Genomic DNA, 22204 nt, shown 5'->3' with positions numbered 1-22204 from the left:
AATTAATTAAACTAAATAAGTATCGTTATGAAACTATATATAAAACCATTAGAAACGTATTTTATTTTAATATGTTCTTTTATTACAATATGTGCCAGTGCACAGCAAGATCCCGAGTATACACAATATATGTATAACACAATGGCGGTAAATCCGGCTTATGCCGGGTCTACCGGCACTTTAGAAGCCACCCTTTTGCACCGTTCGCAATGGGTAGGAATCTCCGGAGCACCAGAAACACAGTCATTCTCGATTCATGCACCGCTTAGAAACGAAAAAGTGGGTTTAGGGTTAAGCGTTGTGAACGATAAAATTGGTCCTTCCAACGAATTGTATCTTGACGGAAACTTCTCTTATTCATTACCTCTTGGTTACGAAAAAAGATTAGCATTTGGTCTTAAAGCAGGAATGAGAATGTTAAACATCGATTGGTCAAAAGGAAGATATTATGACGGAAATGATGTTTTGTTAAATCAAAATATCAACAATCAGATGAAACTGGCAGTTGGAGCAGGGGTTTACTATTATACAGAAAAATGGTATTTAGGATTCTCTATTCCAAGTTTTATAGAAAACAACTATTATGATGATGTTCAGGAATCTATAGATTATGATCGTTTACATTATTATTTAATGGGAGGATATGTTTTTGATTTGAACCCAAATTTAAAGTTCAAACCAGCATTTTTAGTAAAAGCAGTAAGCGGAGCACCACTTACTGCCGATGTTTCGGCGAATTTCATGATCAATGAAAAGTTTGTCATTGGAGGATCTTACAGAACAGATGATTCGATAAGTATTCTGGCAGGTTTTCAAATATCAAGAAGTTTTTATCTCGGATATGCTTTTGATTATACAGTAGGCGGATTGAATAAATACAACGACGGAACCCACGAGTTCATTCTGCGTTATTCATTCAATAAAAATCAAAGCAAAATCAAGTCTCCACGATTCTTCTAAAAACAAAACATATGAAAAAACTATATATCCTGAGTTTAGTCTTGAGCATTACGTTTAGTTTTGCTCAAAAGACTAATTTAAAACAAGCCGATGCATTGTTTAGAAATTATTCATATGCAGATGCTTCAAAAGCATATGAAGAAATTTTGCAGAACATCAAAAATCCTTCGGCACAAACATTAAAAAATGCGGCCGACTCGTATTATTTCATTTCAGATGCCAGAAATGCGCTTAAATGGTATAAAAAACTATATGAAGTTCAGGGAAATAACTTAACAGATATTTATTATCTGCGTTATATTCAGACTATGAAAGCTGTTATGGATTATGATGAAGCAGATAAGATAACGAAAGAATATCTTGATAAAAAAGGAGATAAAAAAGAAATCAGCCGTTATGTTGCCCAAAAGAAACAATTAGACAGTTTAGCAAAAGCAAAACCACTTTATCAGGTTAAAAATCTGGATATAAATACCAGTAAGTCTGATTTTGGAGCAACATTTTTTGGAGAGAAAATCGTTTTTACTTCTGCAAGAGATACTACAAAGTTTAGCGAAAAACTCTACACCTGGAATAATCAGCCTTTCCTGAATTTATATGTTTCAGAAAGAAATCCGGCTGATGGAAGTTTGTTTGACGAAAAGCTGTTTCTGCCAAATGTTATGAGTAAGTATCATGAAGCAACAGCTTCTTTTGATGCCAGCGGAAAAACCATTTACTATTCGACCAATATTGTAAAGAAAAACAAGTTGGTTGTTGATGAAAATAAAATCAACAATTTTCAAATCGTAAAAGGCACAATTGTCGACAATAAATTAGAAAATCCGCAGAGTGTTTTCTTTAACAGCGACGATTACTCAGTAGGACACCCATGCTTAAGCGAAGACGGACAATGGCTTTTCTTTGCCTCAGACATGCCCGGAGGTTTTGGAGAAACTGATTTATATGTTGTAAAAATTGCAGCCGACGGTACAATGAGTTCTCCGTTAAATTTAGGCCCAAATATTAATACAATGGGTAACGAAGTTTTTCCTTTTTACAGAAACGGAATGCTCTATTTTTCTTCAGACGGACATTATGGTCTGGGAGATTTAGATGTGTATGAAAGTAAATTTTTATCTGATGGAAATTTTACAACGCCTCGAAATCTGGGAGCTCCTATAAACAGTAACAAAGACGATTTTACGTATGTAGTTGATAAAACAGATACTTATGGTTATGTTTCTTCAAACAGAGCCGGCGGAAAAGGCGATGATGATATTTATTCATTCATAAAAGGAAAACCGGTTTGTAACCAAAGTATTTCTGGAATGGCGGTTGACAGAAAAACAAAACTTCCGTTAACAGATGTCACCATTATGGCTTACAACTCATTTAGAGAAGTACTGGGAGAAACAAAAACCAATTACGAAGGAAAATATGCTATTGTTGTTCCATGTAATAAAGTCGTAAATATGATTGCGGCAAAACCAAATTACAGCAGTGACGAAAAAACGGTCGAAACAACCAAAGAAAATGAAGGCGAAATCAAAGATGTTAATTTTGAACTTAGCAACTACGATGATTTAGTAGTTAAAAAGAGAGGTGTTGAAATGGTAGACGTACAGCCAATTTATTTTGACTACGATAAATACGATATTACACCAAAAGCTATTGAAGAATTAACAAAAGTTGTTTTCATTATGCAGAAATTTCCAAACATCAAAATTAAAATAGAATCTCATACAGATTCTCGCGGGAAAGATTCGTATAACTTAAAACTTTCAGATAACAGAGCTAAAGCCACAAGAGATTATATTCTTTCGCAAAACATAGACGCCTCTAGAATTGAAAGTGCCATAGGTTACGGTGAAAGCCGCTTAATTAATAAATGTAAAAACGGAGTAAAATGTACTGAAGAAGAACATTTATTAAACAGACGCTCTGACTTTATCATTATTCAAAAATAGTACTATATTTGTGTGTTAATAATTTGATTATCAGTACAAAAATATAGAACGCAGAAACCATTTGGAAGTTGGTTTTTTTAAATTCTTTTTTAAGAATAATGGACAAGGAGAAAATCAGACTGCATGAATTTGCAGTCTGATTTTTGATTTTATAAAACTTTTGTTTTTTAATGTTTTTGAACCAAAATAATCCTAATTTTGATATTTAAATTACCTTTAAATCAAAATCAGCATTATTTTAATATCAATATGAATATTCAGGAAACCATTCAAACATTAAGAGAAGAACTTAATCAGCACAATTACAATTATTACGTGTTGGATAACGCCACGATTTCTGACTACGATTTTGACATCAAATTAAAAGAACTGCAGGACTTAGAAAATAAACATCCGGAATTTTTTGATGAAGATTCACCAACACAAAGAGTAGGTGGAGCTGTAACAAAAAATTTCAAAACGATTGCGCATCAATACAGAATGTATTCCCTTGATAATTCGTATTCTAAAGAAGATCTAATCGATTGGGAAAACAGAATTCAGCGCGTACTCGGAAATGTTAATCTGCAATATACCTGCGAATTAAAATACGATGGAGCATCTATAAGCATTTCATACGAAAACGGAAAACTAGTTCAGGCACTTACGCGCGGAGACGGTTTTCAGGGCGATGAGGTTACCAATAATATTAAAACCATTAGATCTATTCCAATAAAACTAAAAGGAGATTATCCCGAAAGATTTGATATACGAGGAGAAATAATCCTGCCTTTTGCCGGATTCGAAAAAATGAATCAGGAACTAATCGAAATTGGAGAAACGCCATATTCGAACCCAAGAAATACAGCATCAGGAAGTTTAAAACTTCAAGACAGTGCCGAAGTTGCCAAACGTCCGTTAGAATGTCTTTTGTATTTTGTTACCGGAAACAATCTGCCTTTTAAAACCCAGTTTGAAGGATTAGAATCAGCCAGAAAATGGGGATTCAAAGTGCCAAATGAAGCCAAACTAGTCAATAATATGCAGGAAGTTTTTGATTTTATTGATTATTGGGATGTTCACCGCCATAAATTACCTTATGAGACAGATGGTGTTGTTATAAAAGTAAATAGTATCCACTCACAGGAAGAACTAGGATATACAGCAAAATCGCCTCGCTGGGCAATTGCATATAAATTCAAATCAGAACAAGTATCAACGCAATTAAAATCAATTTCTTATCAGGTTGGACGAACAGGAGCTATTACTCCCGTTGCCAATTTACAGCCTGTGCAATTAGCAGGAACTATTGTAAAAAGAGCATCGCTTCATAATGCAGATCAAATTCAAAAACTTGATATTCGAATAAACGATACCGTTTTTGTTGAAAAAGGAGGAGAAATTATTCCAAAAATTATAGCAGTTGATTTAGATAAACGTCCCGAAAATTCAGAAGTAACACAATACATTACACATTGTCCTGAATGCCAGACAGAATTAGTTCGAAATGCAGGAGAAGCCAATCATTACTGTCCAAACTTTTATGGATGTCCTCCGCAGATTATTGGAAGAATACAACATTACATTTCAAGAAAAGCAATGGATATTGAAGGACTTGGAGGAGAAACTGTTGCATTATTATTCAAAAACGGATTAGTTCATAATTATGCAGATTTATACGAATTAAAAGTAGAAGATATTCTTCACTTAGAAAGAATGGCAAAAAAATCTGCTGAAAATTTGGTAAACGGTGTCGAAAAATCAAAAGAAATTCCATTTGAAAGCGTGTTGTTTGCCCTTGGAATTCGTTTTGTAGGAGAAACTGTAGCCAAAAAATTAGCCAAGCATTATAAAAATATAGACGCTTTAAGCCAGGCAACTTTAATGGATTTAATCCTTGTTGATGAAATTGGTGAAAGAATTGCCAGAAGCGTTGTAGAGTTTTTCGAAAACGAAGAAAATAAAATCATAATCGAACGTTTAAAAAACTACGGAATTCAGTTTGAGATCGTAGAAAAAGTCAACCCAAATGCTACCGAGAAATTTATTGGAAAAACTTTTGTCGTTTCAGGAGTTTTCAGCCAATTTTCAAGAGATGAATTAAAGAAAGCCATCGAAGATAACGGAGGAAAAGTAGGAAGTTCAATTTCTGCAAAAACCGACTTTGTGGTAGCAGGAGATAATATGGGACCGGCAAAATTAGAAAAAGCAACTAAGTTAAATATTCCTATACTATCTGAAGACGAATTTATAACGAAACTAAATGAAAGCGAATAAACCCTCGTTGATTTTATTTTTTTTAGCATTACTGTTTACAATCGTATTCGATTGTACTAAACAGGACTTTATGGCTATTTATGCCAAAGCAATAGTATTGCCTGCCATATTTATCTATTTCCTGATTAGTAATGAATTTAAAATAAAAAAAACAGAAGGTTTAATATTCCTCTTTTGTTTTGTTGGACAGGTTTTTGACTTAATGGATGTTGAGGTTTCGGAGATTGGCGGCGTAATAAGTTTTTTGATTGTATATTCTTTAATAATGCTTCTTTTTATTAGAGAACACCAGCGGATAAGACTTGTAAAAAAAGATATATTGCCAATTTCTATAGTAGTAGTTTTTATTGTCTATCTGCTTATTTCTGTACTTAGTATGAAATTCGACAATATGCAGCAATTTAATATGCTTTATGTTCTATACGGAATTGTATTGAGTTTAATAAGCTACTTTTCGTTTGTAAGTTATATAACAAAAGGGACATTTATAACATTATTAATGTCCCTTATGGCTGTAAGCTATATATTTTCAGATATATTTTATATTTTCAACGAATACTTTTCATATTCTGTTGTATTAGTTTTAATTCGGGATGTAACACAAATACTCGCGTATTACTTTATGGTAGAATATTTCCTCGAAAAAACTAAAATGAAGCGAAGAGCATTACACAATGATTGATGCTGATTGATTAGTGTGTGCTTTATCTTTATCAAAATAAAAATCGATACGGCCTAAATTTATTCCGTAGCAGCCCACCTGATTTACCAGTACATCTTTACCCGCTTTATTTTTTACAATTGTAGGTTTGTCTAGAAAAGTGTGAGTATGTCCGCCAATAATCAAATCGATATCCTGTGTAAGCGTTGCAAATTTTAAATCAGAAATTTTATCCTCATCATCTTTGTATTTGTAACCAAGGTGAGAAAGGCAGATAACTAAATCACATTTTTCCTGTTTCTTTAATAGCTGCGTCATATCCTGAGCAATTTCAACAGGATTATTATAAACCGTTTCTTTGTACAATTGTTTGTCAACCAGACCCTGAAGTTCGATACCTACGCCAAAAACACCAACTTTGATTCCGTTTTTGTTGAAAATTTTATATGGTTTTACAAGGCCGTCCATAACCGTGTTTTTAAAATCATAGTTAGAGTTGATAAACTCAAATGTAGCATGAGGCATTTGTGCATGCAAACCATCAAGACCATTATCAAAATCATGATTTCCAATAGTCGATGCATCATATTTCATCATACTCATTAGTTTAAATTCCAGTTCACCGCCATAATAATTAAAATATGGAGTTCCCTGAAAAATATCTCCGGCATCTAATAAGAGCACATTTGGATTTTCCCTGCGGATAGTTTCAATAAGTGCCGCTCGGCGAGAAACACCTCCTTTATTTGCATTACGAGGATCATCAGCCGGAAACGGATCGATATGACTGTGAACATCGTTGGTATGCAGAATAGTTAAGTGTTTAATATCGTTAGTTTCAAAACTGCTCAAAGACAATCCTAAGCTTAATAAGGCAGTACTTGCAGCTGTTTTTTCGATAAATTCTCTTCTTTTCATTTCGTATATTTTTTGCGTAAACGCTTTTATTTTTTCTTAATTTGATTTTTATTCTTCTGTAATTCTAATATCTTTTGATACAGGAATTGTTTTAACTTCTTTAAAATAGTCAATCAATACATTTCGAAGTTTATAATTCAAATCAAATTTCTGTGTGTTTTTTGCGAAAAAAGACATATTGTCGCCTCCATTTGCCAAATAATCGTTAGTAGCAACATAATAGGTTTTATTTACATCAAAAGGTTTACCCTGTATTACAATATTTTTAGCCGTTTTATCTTTTGTAATCGTAAAAGTCATACCAGATAACGGCTGTGCTTTTTGAGTTTTAACAAAATAAGAAGTTATTTCAAGAACTTGTTCCCCTTTTAATGCAAGTACAACTAAATTGTTTTCAAACGGCATAATTTCAAAAGCACTTCTGCTTGTAACATTTCCTTTTGGTAAACCAGCTCGGATTCCTCCAAAATTTAAAAGACAAAAGTCGATGGTTTTATTTTCTCTCGATTTAAAAATAATGTTACCACGCTGTACACATGCATCTGCAAGCATATTACCAATTGTAGTCTGCCATTTTCCGGAATTTTTGTCAAGATTTTCAGGACAGTAAGCAAGAACACTGTCTAAATCTTTATTAATATGATCACGGTAAGGTTTAATAAATTTTTCAATTTCTGGAGTTTCAGCACCTTTTTCTGTAATAGGAATTTGTTTTCCTTCTATCTTCGTTAAATTATAATTCTTCTCACTGCAAGAGAAAATCGAAGTTAGTGTTAAGAATATAACAAAAAGTTTTAAAAATCGGTTATACTTTTTTAGTTTTACCATCTTAAATGCGGCTTAAATAATTAATTTTGTAATTTGTAAAAGTACTATGTTTTTAAATTATATAAAGGAATTTTTTGTAAAAAAATCATTAAAAAATAACCTGAAAATTGTCAAAAATGAAGTCTTTACAAGCAATATTCAAACGGTTGGTTTACTTGTAGATGAAACAAAATTTCGTTATTCAAAAGAATTAATAAAGGAACTCATATCGAATGGAATTGCTGCAGATAATATAAAAATTGCAGCATACAGACGTAAGTTCAAAAAGAAAAAAATCTATTCAAGACCTACTTTTGGTAAAAAACATATTGATTGGAGAGGTCAGGTTACAGAAGATTTTTTAGCTGAATTTATTAATACAGAATTTGATCTTTTAATAAGTTATTATGAAGTTGAAACTCCGGTTTTAATGATGTTAACAAGCAAATCAAAAGCCAGATTTAAAGTAGGATTTTCTTCTGTCGATGCAAAGCTGAACCGATGGATGATAAGTACAACAACAGCAGAATATAAACTCTTCGTTTCAGAATTGTTTAGGTATTTAAAAAGTATAAAATAAAATTATAAATCAAAATATGCAATCATTAATAGGAACGGGTGTTGCACTTGTAACTCCATTTAAAAAAGACTTTTCAGTAGATATCGAAGCATTGCAGCGCATTGTTAACTTTTCGATAGACGGAGGAGTTGAGTATCTTGTTGTTATGGGAACAACTGCAGAAAATGCAACCCTTACGCAAGAAGAGAAAGAGTTGGTTATTAACACGGTAATTGATGTTAATAAAGGGAGACTGCCTTTAGTTCTTGGAGTTGGAGGTAACAATACAATGCAGATTGTTGAAGAATTAAAAACAAGAGACTTCTCTGCTTTTGAAGCTATACTTTCTGTTTCACCATATTATAATAAACCTACACAAGAGGGAATATACCAGCATTTTAAAGCAATTGCCGAAGCTTCTCCAGTTCCGGTAATTTTATATAATGTTCCGGGAAGAACAGCAAGTAACATGCTGCCATCTACCGTAATTCGTTTAGCTAATGATTTTAAAAATGTCGTAGCTATAAAAGAAGCTGCGGGAGATATGGCCCAGGCGTTAAGACTTATTAAAGATGCACCAAAAGATTTTCTTGTAATTTCTGGAGACGATATGATTGCCTTACCAATTGTTTTAGCGGGTGGAGCAGGAGTAATCTCAGTAATTGGACAAGGATATCCAAAAGAATTTTCAGAAATGATTCGTTTAGGCTTAAATAAAAAAGCAACTGAAGCATTTAAAACCCAATACTTTTTATCAGACTGTATCGATATGATTTTCGAGCAAGGAAATCCTGCAGGAATTAAGCAGATTTTTCAGGCCATGAACATTGCCGAGAACACGGTTCGTCTGCCTTTAGTTTCTGTAGACGAGTCTTTAGCAGGAAGACTAAACGACTTTGTAAAAAACAGCATTAAATAATTGTTAAAGTGTTAGTATTTTAATATACTAAAAAATTATTTTGCAGTCGCTAAATTAATAACTAAATTTGCCACCGAAAACTTCGGTGTGGTTTTACTTTGGCATAACGTCTAAGAAATCATAATAAAAGTAAAAAAATGAAAAAAATAGTATCTCTATTTATTGTTGTTGCCCTTTTTTGTTCTTGTAGTGAGTATCAAAAAGCATTAAAAAATGAAGATGTCGCAGCAAAATTTGAAGTAGCGACAAAAATGTATGATGCTGGTAAATACAATAAGGCAATTCGTCTTTTTGAACAACTGGCACCTAGTTATAGAGGTAAGCCTCAGGCAGAAAAGCTTTTTTATATGTTTTCTCAGTCTTATTACAAGACAAAACAATATTATTTAGCAGGTTACCAGTTTGAAAGTTTTGTTTCCGGATATCCTCGAAGCGAAAAAGTACAGGAAGCCGCTTTTTTAGGCGCATACAGTTATTCTAAATTAGCACCGGTTTACAGTTTAGATCAGGCTGATACAGTAAAAGCATTAGATAAATTACAGGCTTTTATTGATAATTATCCAAATTCAGAATATCTGGCTCAGGCTAATGAAACCGTTCAGGTGTTAAATGGGAAATTAGAGAAAAAAGCATACGAGAATGCTAAAGGATACAATACAATTTCAGATTATAAATCAGCTTTAGTAGCTTTTGATAATTTTATTGCAGATTTTCCTGGAACACCTCTAAAAGAAGACGCGTTATTTTACAAATACGATTCAGCATATCAACTGGCTATAAACAGTGTTCCTTCTAAAATGGAAGAACGTTTGCATGTTGCACAAACAGCTTATGCTAATTTGATGAAATATAAAAGCGATACAAAATATAAAAAACAGGCAGACGAAATGAATGCCAGAGTTGAAACTGATTTACAAAAATTTACTAAATAAAATAAAGTCATGGATTTAAAAAAGACGAATGCTCCTGTTAACACAATAACTTACAACAAAACAGTTATTGAAGAGCCAACAGGAAATGTGTATGAGGCAATTACCATTATGGCTAAAAGAGCAAATCAAATTAATTCTGAAATTAAAAAAGAATTAACTGAAAAATTAGAAGAGTTTGCTACTTATAATGACAGTCTTGAAGAAGTTTTTGAAAATAAAGAGCAGATTGAAGTTTCTAAATTTTACGAAAAATTACCAAAACCACACGCTTTAGCTGTTCAGGAATGGTTAGACGGTAAAACATACCACAGAAATTCAAACAAATAATATAGTATAATGTCAGTTTTAAACGGTAAAAAGATTTTACTGGGAGTTTCTGGTGGAATTGCAGCGTATAAAACAGCCTCATTAGTACGACTTTTTATAAAAGCAGGTGCACATGTCCAAGTGATAATGACACCTGCTTCTAAGGATTTTGTAACCCCGCTTACATTATCAACCCTGTCAAAAAATCCGGTACATTCAAATTTCTTTAATCAGGACGATGAGGATGCTGTGTGGAATAATCACGTCGAATTAGGTCTTTGGGCAGATTTGATGCTGGTAGCACCAGCAACAGCAAATACGCTTTCTAAAATGGCAGGCGGAAACAGCGATAATCTTTTAATCGCGACTTATTTATCGGCAAAATGTCCTGTTTATTTCGCTCCGGCAATGGATTTGGATATGTACAAACACCCTTCAACACTTTCTAGTTTTAATGCTCTGCAGCAATTTGGAAATATCATGATTCCGGCAGAAAGCGGTGAACTGGCAAGCGGTCTTTCCGGTGAAGGCAGAATGGCTGAACCTGAAAATATAATTGCTTTCTTAGAAGCTGATTTAGAGAGTAAATTACCCTTAAAAGGAAAAAAAATACTAATTACTGCTGGCCCTACATACGAAGCAATAGATCCCGTACGTTTTATAGGAAATCATTCTTCAGGAAAAATGGGATATGATATTGCTAATGAAGCGGCAAATCTTGGAGCTGAAGTTGTTTTAGTGTCAGGACCGACACATTTTAAAGTAAAGAATTCTTCTATAAAAGTTGTAAATGTGATTTCTGCACAGGAAATGTACAATGCCTGTCATGAATATTTTAACAATGTCGACGCAGCAATAGCAGCAGCGGCAGTTGCAGATTATAAACCTAAAGAAGTTGCTTTACAGAAAATTAAGAAAAATACTGACGAATTTTCTATTGAATTAGAAAAAACAAAAGATATTTTATCTTCATTAGGAGCAATCAAAAAAAATCAATTTTTAATTGGGTTTGCTTTAGAAACTGAAAATGAAATTGAAAATGCTAAGTTGAAAATCCAGAAAAAAAACTTAGATTTGATAGTTCTAAATTCTTTGCAGGATGAAGGCGCTGGTTTTAAAAAAGAAACCAATAAAGTTACATTTATTGATAAAGATTTTAAAATCGAGCCAATGGAGTTAAAAGCAAAAGAATTGGTGGCAGAAGATATTTTGAAAAAAGTAATCTCACATTTTTCAAAATCGTGATGTTTAAAAATACAGACTAAAAGCAGGGAATAGAAAAAACTATTCATGCTTATTAATAATATTTTATTTGTATGAACAGAATAGTTACTTTTTTAATTTTTTTGACTTTTGGCTTTACTCAGGCACAGCAGCTAAATTGTACTGTAACTGTCAATACAGAAAGGCTTCCAAATGCAAATCAGCAGGTATTTAAAACCCTGCAGACTTCTTTATCTGAATTTGTTAATAAAACAGACTGGACAGGTGTTGCTTTAAAACAAAACGAACGAATTAACTGTTCAATGTATATTACATTGTCTTCATACGGTTCAGATCAATTTACAGGAACCATTCAAGTTCAATCGTCCAGACTTATTTTTAACTCGACATACTCGTCGCCGGTTTTTAATTTTAATGACAAAGATTTTAACTTTAAATACACAGAATATGAGCCTTTATTGTTCAATCCGTCTGTGTACGAGTCAAACTTAGTATCTGTAGTTTCATTTTACAGTTATGTAATTTTGGGTATGGATGCCGATACTTTTCAGTCTGGAGCCGGAAATCAATACTTTGAAACAGCGCAAAACATTGCAAACGTAGCGCAGCAAGGTGGTTTTAAAGGCTGGACTCAAACTGACGGACTGCAGAATCGTTATTATTTAATAAACGATATGCTGTCGCCAATGTTTGCTGATTTACGCCAGACAAGCTTTTTATATCATACCGCTTTAGATACCATGAGTGATGATATTAAAGGAGCAAAAGAAAAAGTGAAATCTTCTGTAGTGCTTATTGGTAAATTAAATTCAGTAAGACCAAATGCCTTTTTAACAAGAGTATTTTTTGATGCCAAATCAGATGAAATTGTTTCCATTTTTTCAGGAGGGCCAAGCATTCCCGTTACAGATCTCACAGATGTTTTAAATAGAGTTTCTCCATTAAACTCAACCAAATGGTCTCAAATTAAGTTTTAAAAACTTAATTTTTTTTACTTTCTTCGTAACACTTTTATTTTATATTTTTCCTTTATGATAACTTCACTGTCTATTAAAAATTATGCGCTGATTGAAAAGCTTTCTATTGATTTTTCAAAAGGATTTTCCATAATTACAGGTGAAACCGGTGCAGGTAAATCTATTATTCTGGGAGCAATTGGACTTGTTTTAGGAAAAAGAGCCGATCTTACATCGTTAAAAAACAAAGACGAAAAATGCGTTATCGAAGCACAGTTTGAAATCTCAAAATACAATCTAAAAGAATTTTTTGAAGCAAACGATCTTGATTATGAAGACGAAACCATAATCAGACGCGAAATTCTGCCTTCTGGAAAATCCCGTGCCTTTATAAACGACAGTCCTGTAAATCTTCAGGAACTACAGGATTTAAGTTTGTTTTTAATCGATATTCATTCACAGCAGCAAACTCAGGAATTGTCTGATGAATCAGTTCAGTTTAAAATAATTGATGCTATTGCCAATAATGCAGATACGATTTTAAAATATCAGGATTTATTAAAAGATTATAAATCAGAAAAATCAAAATTAAATGCTTTATTAAAAAAGCAAAGCGATTCAGGAAAAGAGCAGGAATACAATACTTTTTTATTGAACGAATTAGTTTCTGCTAAATTAAAATCAGGAGAACAGGCAGAATTAGAAGCTGATTATGAAAAGCTTAATAATGTTGAAATTATTAAAGAATCAATCGATAAATCGCTTGTAGTTGCAAATGAAGAACAATTTGGTGTATTTCATAATCTTAATGAAATCAAAGCTTCGTTGCAGAAAATAGCGCCATTTTCTGCCGAATATCAAAACTTATTTGATAGAATAACAAGTATATCAATTGAGTTTGACGATGTTTCAAAAGAACTGCAAAACGCCTCAGAAAAATTATTAAACGATCCTGAACAGCTTCAGTTAGTAAGTCAAAAACTGCAATTGATTTTCAATTTACAAAAGAAACATCATGTGGCTTCTGTAGAAGAATTACTGCAAATTCAGGCAGATTTAGGTAATACGCTTCTTGAGCTTGATAATATGGATGAAGAGATTGAAAAATTATCTAAATCTATAGAACAAAAAGCAGGAGAATTAGACGCTTTTGCAGATACAATTCATAAAAACAGAATAAACGCTATTCCGGTTTTATCAAATCAGTTGATTTCTATTTTAGAAACTTTAGGAATGCCAAATGTTCGTTTTAATATAGAACTTATTCCGTCTGAAACTTATTTTCAAAACGGAAAAGACGAGTTGCAGTTTTTATTTTCAGCAAACAAAGGAACTGATTTTGGTCTGCTCAAAAAAGTAGCGTCAGGAGGAGAAATGTCTCGTATTATGCTGGCTGTAAAAGCCATTTTAGCACAATATTCAAAATTACCAACCTTAATTTTCGACGAAATCGATACGGGAGTTTCTGGAGAAATTGCCATTAGAATGGGCGAGATTATGAAGGAAATGAGTACCAAAATGCAGATTTTTGCTATTACGCATTTACCACAGATTGCAGCAAAAGGCGATTCGCATTTCAAAGTTTCAAAAGCAACAATTGATGATGATACCCAATCAGAATTAAAGCTATTGTCTCAGGACGAAAGAGTTATAGAAATTGCTCAAATGTTATCCGGTGCGGTTGTTTCTGATTCGGCTTTAAATCACGCCAAAGCCTTGTTGAACTAAAGAAATACTTTATATTTGTCATCGAAAAAATAAGTAAACAAACGGTAGTAAGCATTCATTTATTTAATAAACAGCTTATTAACGAATAAATAAAACAAGTATGATCATAGAACCTAGAATGAGAGGATTTATTTGTTTGACTGCCCATCCAACGGGAGCTGAACAAAATGTTAAAAATCAAATTGAATATATCAAATCAAAAGGTGCGATTGCTGGAGCAAAAAAAGTATTAGTTATTGGTGCTTCTACTGGTTTTGGGTTAGCTTCAAGAATTACAAGTGCTTTTGGATCAGATGCTGCTACAATTGGAGTGTTTTTTGAAAAACCGCCGGTTGAGGGTAAAACAGCTTCACCAGGTTGGTATAATTCTGCTGCATTTGAAAAAGAAGCTCACAAAGCAGGTTTATATGCAAAAAGTATCAATGGTGATGCTTTCTCAAACGAAATTAAAAGAGAAACTTTAGATTTAATTAAAGCTGATTTAGGTCAGGTAGATTTAATTATTTACAGTTTAGCTTCTCCGGTACGTACAAATCCTAATACAGGGGTTACACACCGTTCAGTTTTAAAACCAATTGGACAAACATTTACAAACAAAACAGTTGACTTTCATACAGGAAACGTATCTGAAGTTTCAATTGCTCCGGCAAATGAAGAAGATATCGAAAATACAGTTGCTGTAATGGGAGGTGAAGACTGGGCAATGTGGATTGACGCATTAAAAAGCGAAAATTTATTAGCAGAAGGAGCAACTACAATTGCTTATTCATACATTGGGCCAGAATTAACAGAAGCTGTTTACCGTAAAGGAACAATTGGTCGTGCAAAAGACCATTTAGAAGCTACAGCTTTTACAATTACAGATAATTTAAAATCTATTGGTGGAAAAGCTTATGTTTCTGTAAACAAAGCTTTGGTTACACAGGCAAGTTCTGCAATTCCGGTTATTCCGTTGTATATTTCTCTTTTATACAAAATCATGAAAGAAGAAGGTATTCACGAAGGTTGTATCGAGCAGATTCAGCGTTTGTTTCAAGACAGATTATATAATGGTTCTGAAGTTCCTGTTGATGAAAAAGGAAGAATTAGAATCGATGATTGGGAAATGCGCGAAGATGTTCAGGCAAAAGTTGCGGCACTTTGGAAAGAAGCAACAACAGAAACATTGCCATCTATTGGAGATTTAGCAGGTTACAGAAACGATTTCTTAAATTTATTTGGATTCGAAGTTCCTGGTGTTGACTACAAAGCAGATGCTAATGAGGTAGTTAATATCGAAAGTATCAAATAAAAATACTCATAACGCAAATAGAAACCATCAACCAAAAGTTGGTGGTTTTTTTATGAATATAACTTATCTTTGTTAAAATTTTTAAAGTTTAAAATATTCCACTTAAAACCGCATTCCCGCTATGATTTTTTCTTTAATTATACCAGTGTATAATCGTCCAGATGAAGTTGATGAACTTTTAGAAAGCCTGACAAAATCAGATTACAATGAACCCTTTGAAATTGTTCTTGTAGAAGACGGCTCTTCTATTCCTTGTAAAGATGTAGTGATGACGTATCAGGGGAAATTAAATATTTCATATTATTTTAAACCAAATTCTGGTCCGGGCGATTCAAGAAATTTTGGAATGCAGAAGGCAAGGGGGGATTATTTTATCATTTTCGACTCAGATTGTATCATTCCGTCAAACTATTTAACAGAAGTTAAAAAAGCACTAGATGAAAAGTATGTAGATTGTTTTGGAGGCCCGGACAGAGCTTTAAAAAGCTTTTCTAATATTCAAAAAGCAATCAATTTTGCTATGACCTCCTTCCTGACAACCGGAGGAATTAGAGGCGGATCTGAAAAGATAAATAAATTTCAGCCGCGTAGTTTTAATATGGGAATTTCTAAAAAAGCTTTTGAAGCTTCAAAAGGTTTTGGAAACATACATCCTGGCGAAGATCCGGACTTATCGATCCGTTTATGGAACCTTGGGTTTGAAACCAGACTGTTTTCTGAGGCTTATGTGTATCATAAACGCAGAATTGACTGGGAAAAATTTTCGATTCAGGTAAAGAAATTTGGTATTGCAAGACCTATTTTAAACAGCTGGTATCCAGAACATAATAAGCTCACTTTTTTCTTTCCAACGGTTTTTATTCTGGGGTTATTATTAGCTTTTTTATTGTTAATTTTCAATATTGATATTTTATTACAATTATATTTTGTATATTTCGTTATAATTTTTCTTACAGCAAGTATTCAGAATAAAAGTATCAAAATTGGATATTTATCTGTAATTGCTGTTTGGAAACAATTTTACGGATACGGAACAGGATTTTTGGAATCTTTTATAAAAGTCATTTTATTAAAGAAAAAACCTCAAGAAGCTTTTCCACGTATGTTTTTTAAAATATAATATGACAAAAATTATTGGGCTCACTGGCGGAATAGGAAGCGGTAAAACGACAATAGCTGGTTTTTTTAAGGAAGAAGGTATTCCGGTTTACATTGCAGATGATGAGGCTAAAAAAGTAATGCAGTCATTAGAAATTATAGATCAGATAAAAAACTCTTTTGGAGAATCGCTCTTTGATAATAATGTTTTGAACCGGGCAAAATTAGCCGAAATAGTATTTAACAATAAAGAGAAACTAGAAAAGTTAAATTCAATAGTTCATCCCGCTGTAAAAAAAGATTTTCAATCGTGGCTCTTGCAAAATAAAGGCAAGGATTTTGTGGTGTATGAAGCAGCAATATTATTTGAAAGCGGTAAGTATAAAGAGTTTGATTATATAGTTACCGTTACAGCGCCAGAAGAGACTAGAATTGAAAGAGTTATGAAACGCGACAATTCTACAAGGGACCAGGTTTTGAGCAGGATGAAAATGCAGTGGAATGATGAAAAACGAATTTCTTTAAGCAATTTTGTAATTAATAACAGTAATCTTAAAATTGCAAGAGAAGAAGTTGCTGAAATTCTTAAAATTTTGAAAATAAAACAAAAACAGTCTTAAATGTTAATATTTGGTTAATGTATTATTTAGTATATTGTTAAAATATTAATTTTGTTTCGATGAATAAATTATTTTTTAGAATACTTGTTTTATTAATGAGCTTGTCCTTAATAGGGATAATTCTGGTACAGGTATTTTGGTTTAATTCTTCATTTAAAAATAATGAAGAACAATTTAAATACCACGTTACACAAGTAATCGGAAACGTTGCAGATAAACTTGAGCAGCAAGAAGAATACAGCTTTTACGACAAATACAACCGTATAAAAGACAGTACAGGTAAAATTCCACAAAAAGAAGATTTGCTTGAAGTGTTGTATGTACAGAGAAATACAAAAACAAATAAAACAATTGTATATTCTAATACGCTGAGTTCTGAAGATTATGATATCAACGGATCTGTTTTTAATAAAAAATTCAGCAGCGAAAGATTTAAAAATTTCAGTTCTAAAAGAGTAACAGAAGTTTACAATAACAATAACGGAATTGATAATAATAATTTAGGTCAAAGTATTATTCCGGATCTTAAAATTGAAAAATCTGGAAGCTTAGATATTTTAAATAAAGTTCAGCAGCAAATTCAGTATAAAGATATCGCCTCATTAACCCCCATTGAAGGCAGAATCACAAAAGATAAATTACACAAGCTGTTAAAAAAAGAATTAGAAGAATACGGAGTAAAAACCAAATTTGAATACGGAATTTATAGTAGCGGCGTGCCGACTAAAATTAAATCAGACGGATTTCACTACGATAAAGAAGCGACATATAATATACCAATATATACTGATAATGAAGGAAACAGCCGATATGAATTGTCTGTAACCTTCCCAAATAAAAAGAAATTTTTATTATCTGAATTATTGAGTATTACAATTCTGTCAATAGTATTTACATTAATTATTATAGTTGCTTACACAAGTGCATTAAATCAGTTGCTGCGTCAAAAGCATATTTCAGAAATCAAAACCGATTTCATTAATAATATGACGCATGAGTTTAAAACACCCATTGCAACTATAAATCTTGCACTCGACGCAATTAGAAATCCTAAAATTATTGAAGATAAAGACAAAGTCTATCGTTATCTTCAAATGATAAGGGACGAAAATAAAAGAATGCATGCTCAAGTTGAAAACGTACTGCGTATTTCGAAACTTGAAAAAAGAGAACTCGATATAACAAAAGAGCCTACTGTAGTTACTGATGTAATTGATGATGCAATTGAACACGTAAATCTGATTTTAGAAGATAGAAAAGGTACAGTAGTAAAACATTACAATGCAGCAAGAACAACCTGCTTAATAAATGAAGTTCATTTTACAAACGTATTGGTTAATATTTTAGAAAATGCTATAAAATATTCTCCTGATATTCCTGAAATTGAAATTTTTACTGAAAATGTAAAAGACATGATTTTAATAAAAGTAAAAGATCATGGTTTGGGAATGAGTAAGATAGCTCAAAAACGAGTATTTGAGAAATTTTACAGAGAACATACAGGAGACCTGCATAATGTAAAAGGACACGGTTTAGGTCTTGCGTATGTAAAAAGAATTGTTGAGGATCACAATGGACAAGTATATGTTGAAAGCGAAAAAGGAAAAGGTAGCACCTTTATAATAAAAATACCATTAATAAATTAAAATATGGAAAATAATAACAAAAGAATACTTTTAGTAGAAGATGACCTAAATTTTGGGGCGGTTCTTAAAGATTATCTAATGTTAAATGACTTTGAAGTTACTTTAGCTAAAAACGGTATGGAAGGTTTCGAAAAATTCAAGAAAGATGTTTATGATTTATGTATTCTTGATGTAATGATGCCTTATAAAGATGGTTACACTTTAGCAAAAGAAATTAGAGAAAAGAACAGCGAAGTGCCAATTATATTTTTAACTGCAAAATCGATGAAAGAAGATGTGTTAAAAGGGTACAAAGCAGGTGCTGACGATTATTTAAATAAACCTTTTGATTCTGAGGTTTTATTAATGAAAATTAAAGCAATCATTCAAAGAAAATCTGCAGATACAAAAGCAGAACAAGTACAGTTTGAATTTAATATTGGTAAATTCCACTTAAATTCAAAACTAAGATTCTTGACTTTCCAGGATGAAGAGCCAATAAAATTATCTCCAAAAGAAAACGAATTGCTTAAAATGCTTATTCTTCATGAAAATGACTTAATGCCAAGAGAATTAGCTTTAACAAAAATCTGGAGAGACGATAACTACTTTACTTCAAGAAGTATGGATGTTTACATCGCTAAATTAAGAAAATATCTAAAAGCTGATGAAGATGTTGAAATCTTAAACATTCATGGAGAAGGTTTCAGATTAGTAGTTAAAAGCAAAGTTTCTGAATAACTAGTTCACCGAAAAATATAGAAAGCTCTGAGAAATCAGAGCTTTTTTTATGCAATAAACCAAAATATTTTGATTTAATATTTTTGAGATTAATCAATTGATTTTTAAAATTTTAATGTTGATTTTGAAAGCTCAAAAAGTATTCCTGAATTTTTTTTTGAGGAATTTTCTTCAAAATAATTTGGAAAATCCAAAAACAATTTACAATATTTGCACACGAAAAAATTAATAATAACCCTTTAAAACGAAGAAATAGTGTTTGTACTTACATCAACATCTCAGAGCTTTACATCAAATAAATTTGGTGAAGCACTTCTTCGTGGCTTATTTCAATCTTAGAAATACATTTTTAGATATATAAAAAAGCCCGAAGACAATAAGTTTCGGGCTTTTTTTATTCTAGACACTTCAAAATTCTTCCGAAAATCGATTTTTAGATTTATCCATTTTTTAGGATAAAATGTTATGCCTATACGGCAGTTAATTTAATGCACGATAATTTTTTTATGGAAAATTATACGGTAAATGAGTATGCTTTATGTGCTCGTTTTAAAAGTAAAAGAAGAAAAAAAAGACTAGTAAAAGAAGATTTTGAAAAACAATTAATTCATTTAAGAAAGCTTGAAGTTTCACTTTGGAATAAACGCAGAGATTTACCATTAGTTCCTCTTGAAGTATCTTATCAGAAAGGATGGCAGCGCAATTTTAAATTAAGAGACGATGTTGCCAGATCGGGTGAAGCTTCATTCTACAAAGAATTATTGGAAAAAATAAATACATGGCAGTTTTCTCCCGAAAAATCTTTTAAGAAAAAGAAAAAAAGAAAAAGAAGACATGTATATGTTGAAAAAATCCAAACTGTAAAAGAATTTTCGGAGTGGGAATGGAAAAGCTCAAAGTTAGAATTAACCGAAAAAGAAAAAGCACATTTTTATAAAAGAGAACGTTGGTGCAGCAACTTTAAACGATACAAAATTCATTATGTGTTTAATGAGCCCTGGCGTTATGTGTTGCGTGTGAGTCCTTATATGATAACACATACGAAAATGGTTGATTGTGATTTAGAATGTGAAATCCAGCTTATTGACAATTATATTGTGAATCATAATCTTAGAGATAAAATAAACAGATTAATGTACGGCAGTTCTCTTAAATGGAGTTATTACGAAAAAGAAAATCCAAAAGAGATAAGCCCAATTAAAAATAAAAGTCTGCACGAATTGTATCAGCAATATGTAGACGAAATGATAGAAAATCATGGGAAATAAATTAACTGGAAAAGACCTGATTAAGTTGGGTTTTCCAAAAAATAATTCGATAAATATTGCCTTGGGGCAGATAAACAGATATAGAAAAAGAGAAAAAAAAGAATCTATTCTAACAGAAGCAAAAGATGTTTTGTTAAATCCTGAAAAATACGAAGGAAACGGAACATGGGGCAAAGTTGCCGAAGGTTTAATAAAACCGGTTCAGGTAAGAATGCATCAGCTTAATAACACAAGAGCGCCTTTTACCATTTTTGGTGAAAATGAAATTGATGATCAGGCTAAATATCAATTGTATGATTCTTTAAAACTGCCAATTTCTGTTGCTGGAGCTTTAATGCCGGATGCACATTCGGGTTACGGACTGCCAATTGGCGGTGTGTTAGCGACTGATAATGCAGTCATTCCATACGGAGTAGGAGTTGATATTGGATGTCGAATGAGCCTTTCAATTTTTGATTTACCAGCGTCTCATTTCAAAGGAAGAGAGCATCAATTAGAAGCAATTTTAAGAGATAATACCAAATTCGGAATGAACGAAGTACAATCTTCTAGAGTGGATCATGAAGTTTTTCATAAAAGCGAATTTCAGGATATTCCGCTGTTAAAGAATCTTTTACCAAAAGCTTATAAGCAATTAGGAAGTTCGGGCGGAGGAAATCATTTCGTAGAATTTGGAATCGCAAAAATTGATAATCCAGAGAACGAATGGAAATTGGAAAAAGGCGAATATTTTGCTGTTCTGTCGCACAGTGGTTCTCGCGGATTGGGCGCTAACATTGCAAAACATTATACATATCTGGCAACAAAGCAATGTCCGTTGCCCAAAAATGTACAGCATTTGGCCTGGTTAGATTTGAATACGCACGACGGTCAGGAATATTGGCTGGCAATGAATTTAGCCGGAGAATATGCAAAAGCCTGCCACGATGATATACACAGACGAATTGCCAAAGCGATTGGGAAAAGGGTAGTGGTAACGATAGAAAATCACCACAATTTTGCATGGAAAGAAATCGTAAAAGGCAAGGAATGTATTGTACATAGAAAAGGAGCAACACCAGCAGGTGAAGGTCAGCTTGGAATTATTCCGGGTTCGATGACGGCACCGGGTTTTATTGTAAAAGGAAAAGGAAATGTTGAGAGTTTAAACTCGGCTTCGCATGGAGCAGGACGTTTGTTTTCGAGATCAAAATGCAAAAGTACTTTTACGCAAAGTCTTATTAACAAAGAGCTAAAGAAACACGATGTTACTTTAATTGGCGGTAATATTGATGAAGCTCCAATGGCGTACAAAGACATTGAAAAAGTAATGGCAAACCAAACGGAATTGGTTGAAGTACTTGGCACTTTTACGCCTAAGATTGTTAGAATGGATCGTTAAAAGAG

20 protein-coding genes are annotated in these 22204 nt (G+C 32.5%); 18 read left to right on the top strand and 2 right to left on the bottom strand.

Going from position 1 to position 22204, the window contains the following annotated elements:
- Window positions 1-27: 27 nt before the first annotated feature.
- From ABD859_RS11650 to ABD859_RS11635, 4 genes are all read left to right on the top strand, one after another.
- Window positions 28-960, top strand: coding sequence for a PorP/SprF family type IX secretion system membrane protein (locus tag ABD859_RS11650; protein WP_345144440.1), 933 nt, complete (start codon window positions 28-30; stop codon window positions 958-960).
- 11 nt (window positions 961-971) lie between these two features.
- Window positions 972-2909, top strand: coding sequence for an OmpA family protein (locus tag ABD859_RS11645; RefSeq protein ID WP_345144438.1), 1938 nt, complete (start codon window positions 972-974; stop codon window positions 2907-2909).
- A gap of 249 nt (window positions 2910-3158) precedes the next feature.
- A complete protein-coding gene (gene ligA, locus ABD859_RS11640; protein WP_345145547.1) occupies window positions 3159-5165 on the top strand; it encodes an NAD-dependent DNA ligase LigA in 2007 nt (668 codons plus the stop codon).
- A gap of 70 nt (window positions 5166-5235) precedes the next feature.
- The gene (locus tag ABD859_RS11635; RefSeq protein WP_345144436.1) at window positions 5236-5847 is read left to right on the top strand and encodes a lysoplasmalogenase family protein; all 612 of its coding nucleotides are present in this window, start codon (window positions 5236-5238) and stop codon (window positions 5845-5847) included.
- Here ABD859_RS11635 and ABD859_RS11630 read toward each other — a convergent pair.
- Both ABD859_RS11630 and ABD859_RS11625 read right to left on the bottom strand, forming a co-directional pair.
- On the bottom strand, window positions 5833-6744 hold the full coding sequence (locus tag ABD859_RS11630) for a bifunctional metallophosphatase/5'-nucleotidase (RefSeq protein ID WP_345144434.1): 912 nt from the start codon (window positions 6742-6744) through the stop codon (window positions 5833-5835). The two genes, ABD859_RS11635 and ABD859_RS11630, sit on opposite strands and share 15 nt — an antisense overlap.
- 48 nt (window positions 6745-6792) lie before the next feature.
- Complete coding sequence (locus ABD859_RS11625) at window positions 6793-7572, bottom strand: 5'-nucleotidase C-terminal domain-containing protein (protein WP_345144432.1); 780 nt, start codon at window positions 7570-7572, stop codon at window positions 6793-6795.
- A 46-nt stretch (window positions 7573-7618) separates the two neighbouring features.
- Between ABD859_RS11625 and ABD859_RS11620 the strand changes: the two genes are divergently transcribed.
- The 14 genes from ABD859_RS11620 (at window position 7619) to ABD859_RS11555 (ending at window position 22199) form a co-directional block, all read left to right on the top strand.
- The gene (locus ABD859_RS11620; protein ID WP_345144431.1) at window positions 7619-8131 is read left to right on the top strand and encodes a DUF6913 domain-containing protein; all 513 of its coding nucleotides are present in this window, start codon (window positions 7619-7621) and stop codon (window positions 8129-8131) included.
- 16 nt (window positions 8132-8147) lie between these two features.
- Window positions 8148-9029, top strand: coding sequence for a 4-hydroxy-tetrahydrodipicolinate synthase (gene dapA / locus ABD859_RS11615; protein WP_345144429.1), 882 nt, complete (start codon window positions 8148-8150; stop codon window positions 9027-9029).
- 137 nt (window positions 9030-9166) lie between these two features.
- Entirely contained in the window at window positions 9167-9961 is a 795-nt protein-coding gene (locus ABD859_RS11610) for an outer membrane protein assembly factor BamD (RefSeq protein WP_345144427.1), read from the top strand.
- A gap of 9 nt (window positions 9962-9970) precedes the next feature.
- Window positions 9971-10288 carry a DNA-directed RNA polymerase subunit omega gene (locus ABD859_RS11605; protein WP_012025451.1) on the top strand — a complete coding sequence of 106 codons (318 nt, stop codon included), beginning with the start codon at window positions 9971-9973 and terminating at the stop codon, window positions 10286-10288.
- Window positions 10289-10297: 9 nt separating this feature from the next.
- Window positions 10298-11512 carry a bifunctional phosphopantothenoylcysteine decarboxylase/phosphopantothenate--cysteine ligase CoaBC gene (gene coaBC / locus ABD859_RS11600; protein WP_345144425.1) on the top strand — a complete coding sequence of 405 codons (1215 nt, stop codon included), beginning with the start codon at window positions 10298-10300 and terminating at the stop codon, window positions 11510-11512.
- 71 nt (window positions 11513-11583) lie between these two features.
- The gene (gene porD, locus ABD859_RS11595) at window positions 11584-12468 is read left to right on the top strand and encodes a type IX secretion system protein PorD (protein WP_345144423.1); all 885 of its coding nucleotides are present in this window, start codon (window positions 11584-11586) and stop codon (window positions 12466-12468) included.
- Window positions 12469-12522: 54 nt separating this feature from the next.
- Window positions 12523-14175, top strand: a complete 1653-nt coding sequence (gene recN, locus ABD859_RS11590) for a DNA repair protein RecN (protein ID WP_345144421.1) — start codon at window positions 12523-12525, stop codon at window positions 14173-14175.
- A gap of 100 nt (window positions 14176-14275) precedes the next feature.
- Window positions 14276-15466, top strand: coding sequence for an enoyl-ACP reductase FabV (fabV, locus tag ABD859_RS11585; protein WP_345144419.1), 1191 nt, complete (start codon window positions 14276-14278; stop codon window positions 15464-15466).
- 121 nt (window positions 15467-15587) lie between these two features.
- Window positions 15588-16586 (top strand): glycosyltransferase family 2 protein, encoded by a 999-nt coding sequence (locus ABD859_RS11580; protein WP_345144417.1) that lies wholly within the window; start codon window positions 15588-15590, stop codon window positions 16584-16586.
- 1 nt (window position 16587) lies between these two features.
- Complete coding sequence (coaE, locus tag ABD859_RS11575) at window positions 16588-17184, top strand: dephospho-CoA kinase (protein ID WP_345144415.1); 597 nt, start codon at window positions 16588-16590, stop codon at window positions 17182-17184.
- 59 nt (window positions 17185-17243) lie between these two features.
- Window positions 17244-18830 (top strand): sensor histidine kinase, encoded by a 1587-nt coding sequence (locus tag ABD859_RS11570; protein WP_345144413.1) that lies wholly within the window; start codon window positions 17244-17246, stop codon window positions 18828-18830.
- Between the two features lie 3 nt (window positions 18831-18833).
- Window positions 18834-19550: a response regulator transcription factor gene (locus tag ABD859_RS11565; protein ID WP_345144411.1), complete on the top strand. Its 717-nt coding sequence runs from the start codon at window positions 18834-18836 to the stop codon at window positions 19548-19550.
- A 506-nt stretch (window positions 19551-20056) separates the two neighbouring features.
- Entirely contained in the window at window positions 20057-20818 is a 762-nt protein-coding gene (locus tag ABD859_RS11560) for a hypothetical protein (protein ID WP_345144409.1), read from the top strand.
- Window positions 20808-22199 carry an RtcB family protein gene (locus tag ABD859_RS11555; RefSeq protein ID WP_345144407.1) on the top strand — a complete coding sequence of 464 codons (1392 nt, stop codon included), beginning with the start codon at window positions 20808-20810 and terminating at the stop codon, window positions 22197-22199. The genes ABD859_RS11560 and ABD859_RS11555 overlap by 11 nt, the downstream gene beginning before the upstream one ends.
- Window positions 22200-22204: the final 5 nt, after the last annotated feature.

This window comes from Flavobacterium ginsengiterrae (assembly GCF_039539785.1).
GTDB lineage: Bacteria > Bacteroidota > Bacteroidia > Flavobacteriales > Flavobacteriaceae > Flavobacterium > Flavobacterium ginsengiterrae.
This window is presented reverse-complemented; position numbering and strand designations above follow the sequence as displayed.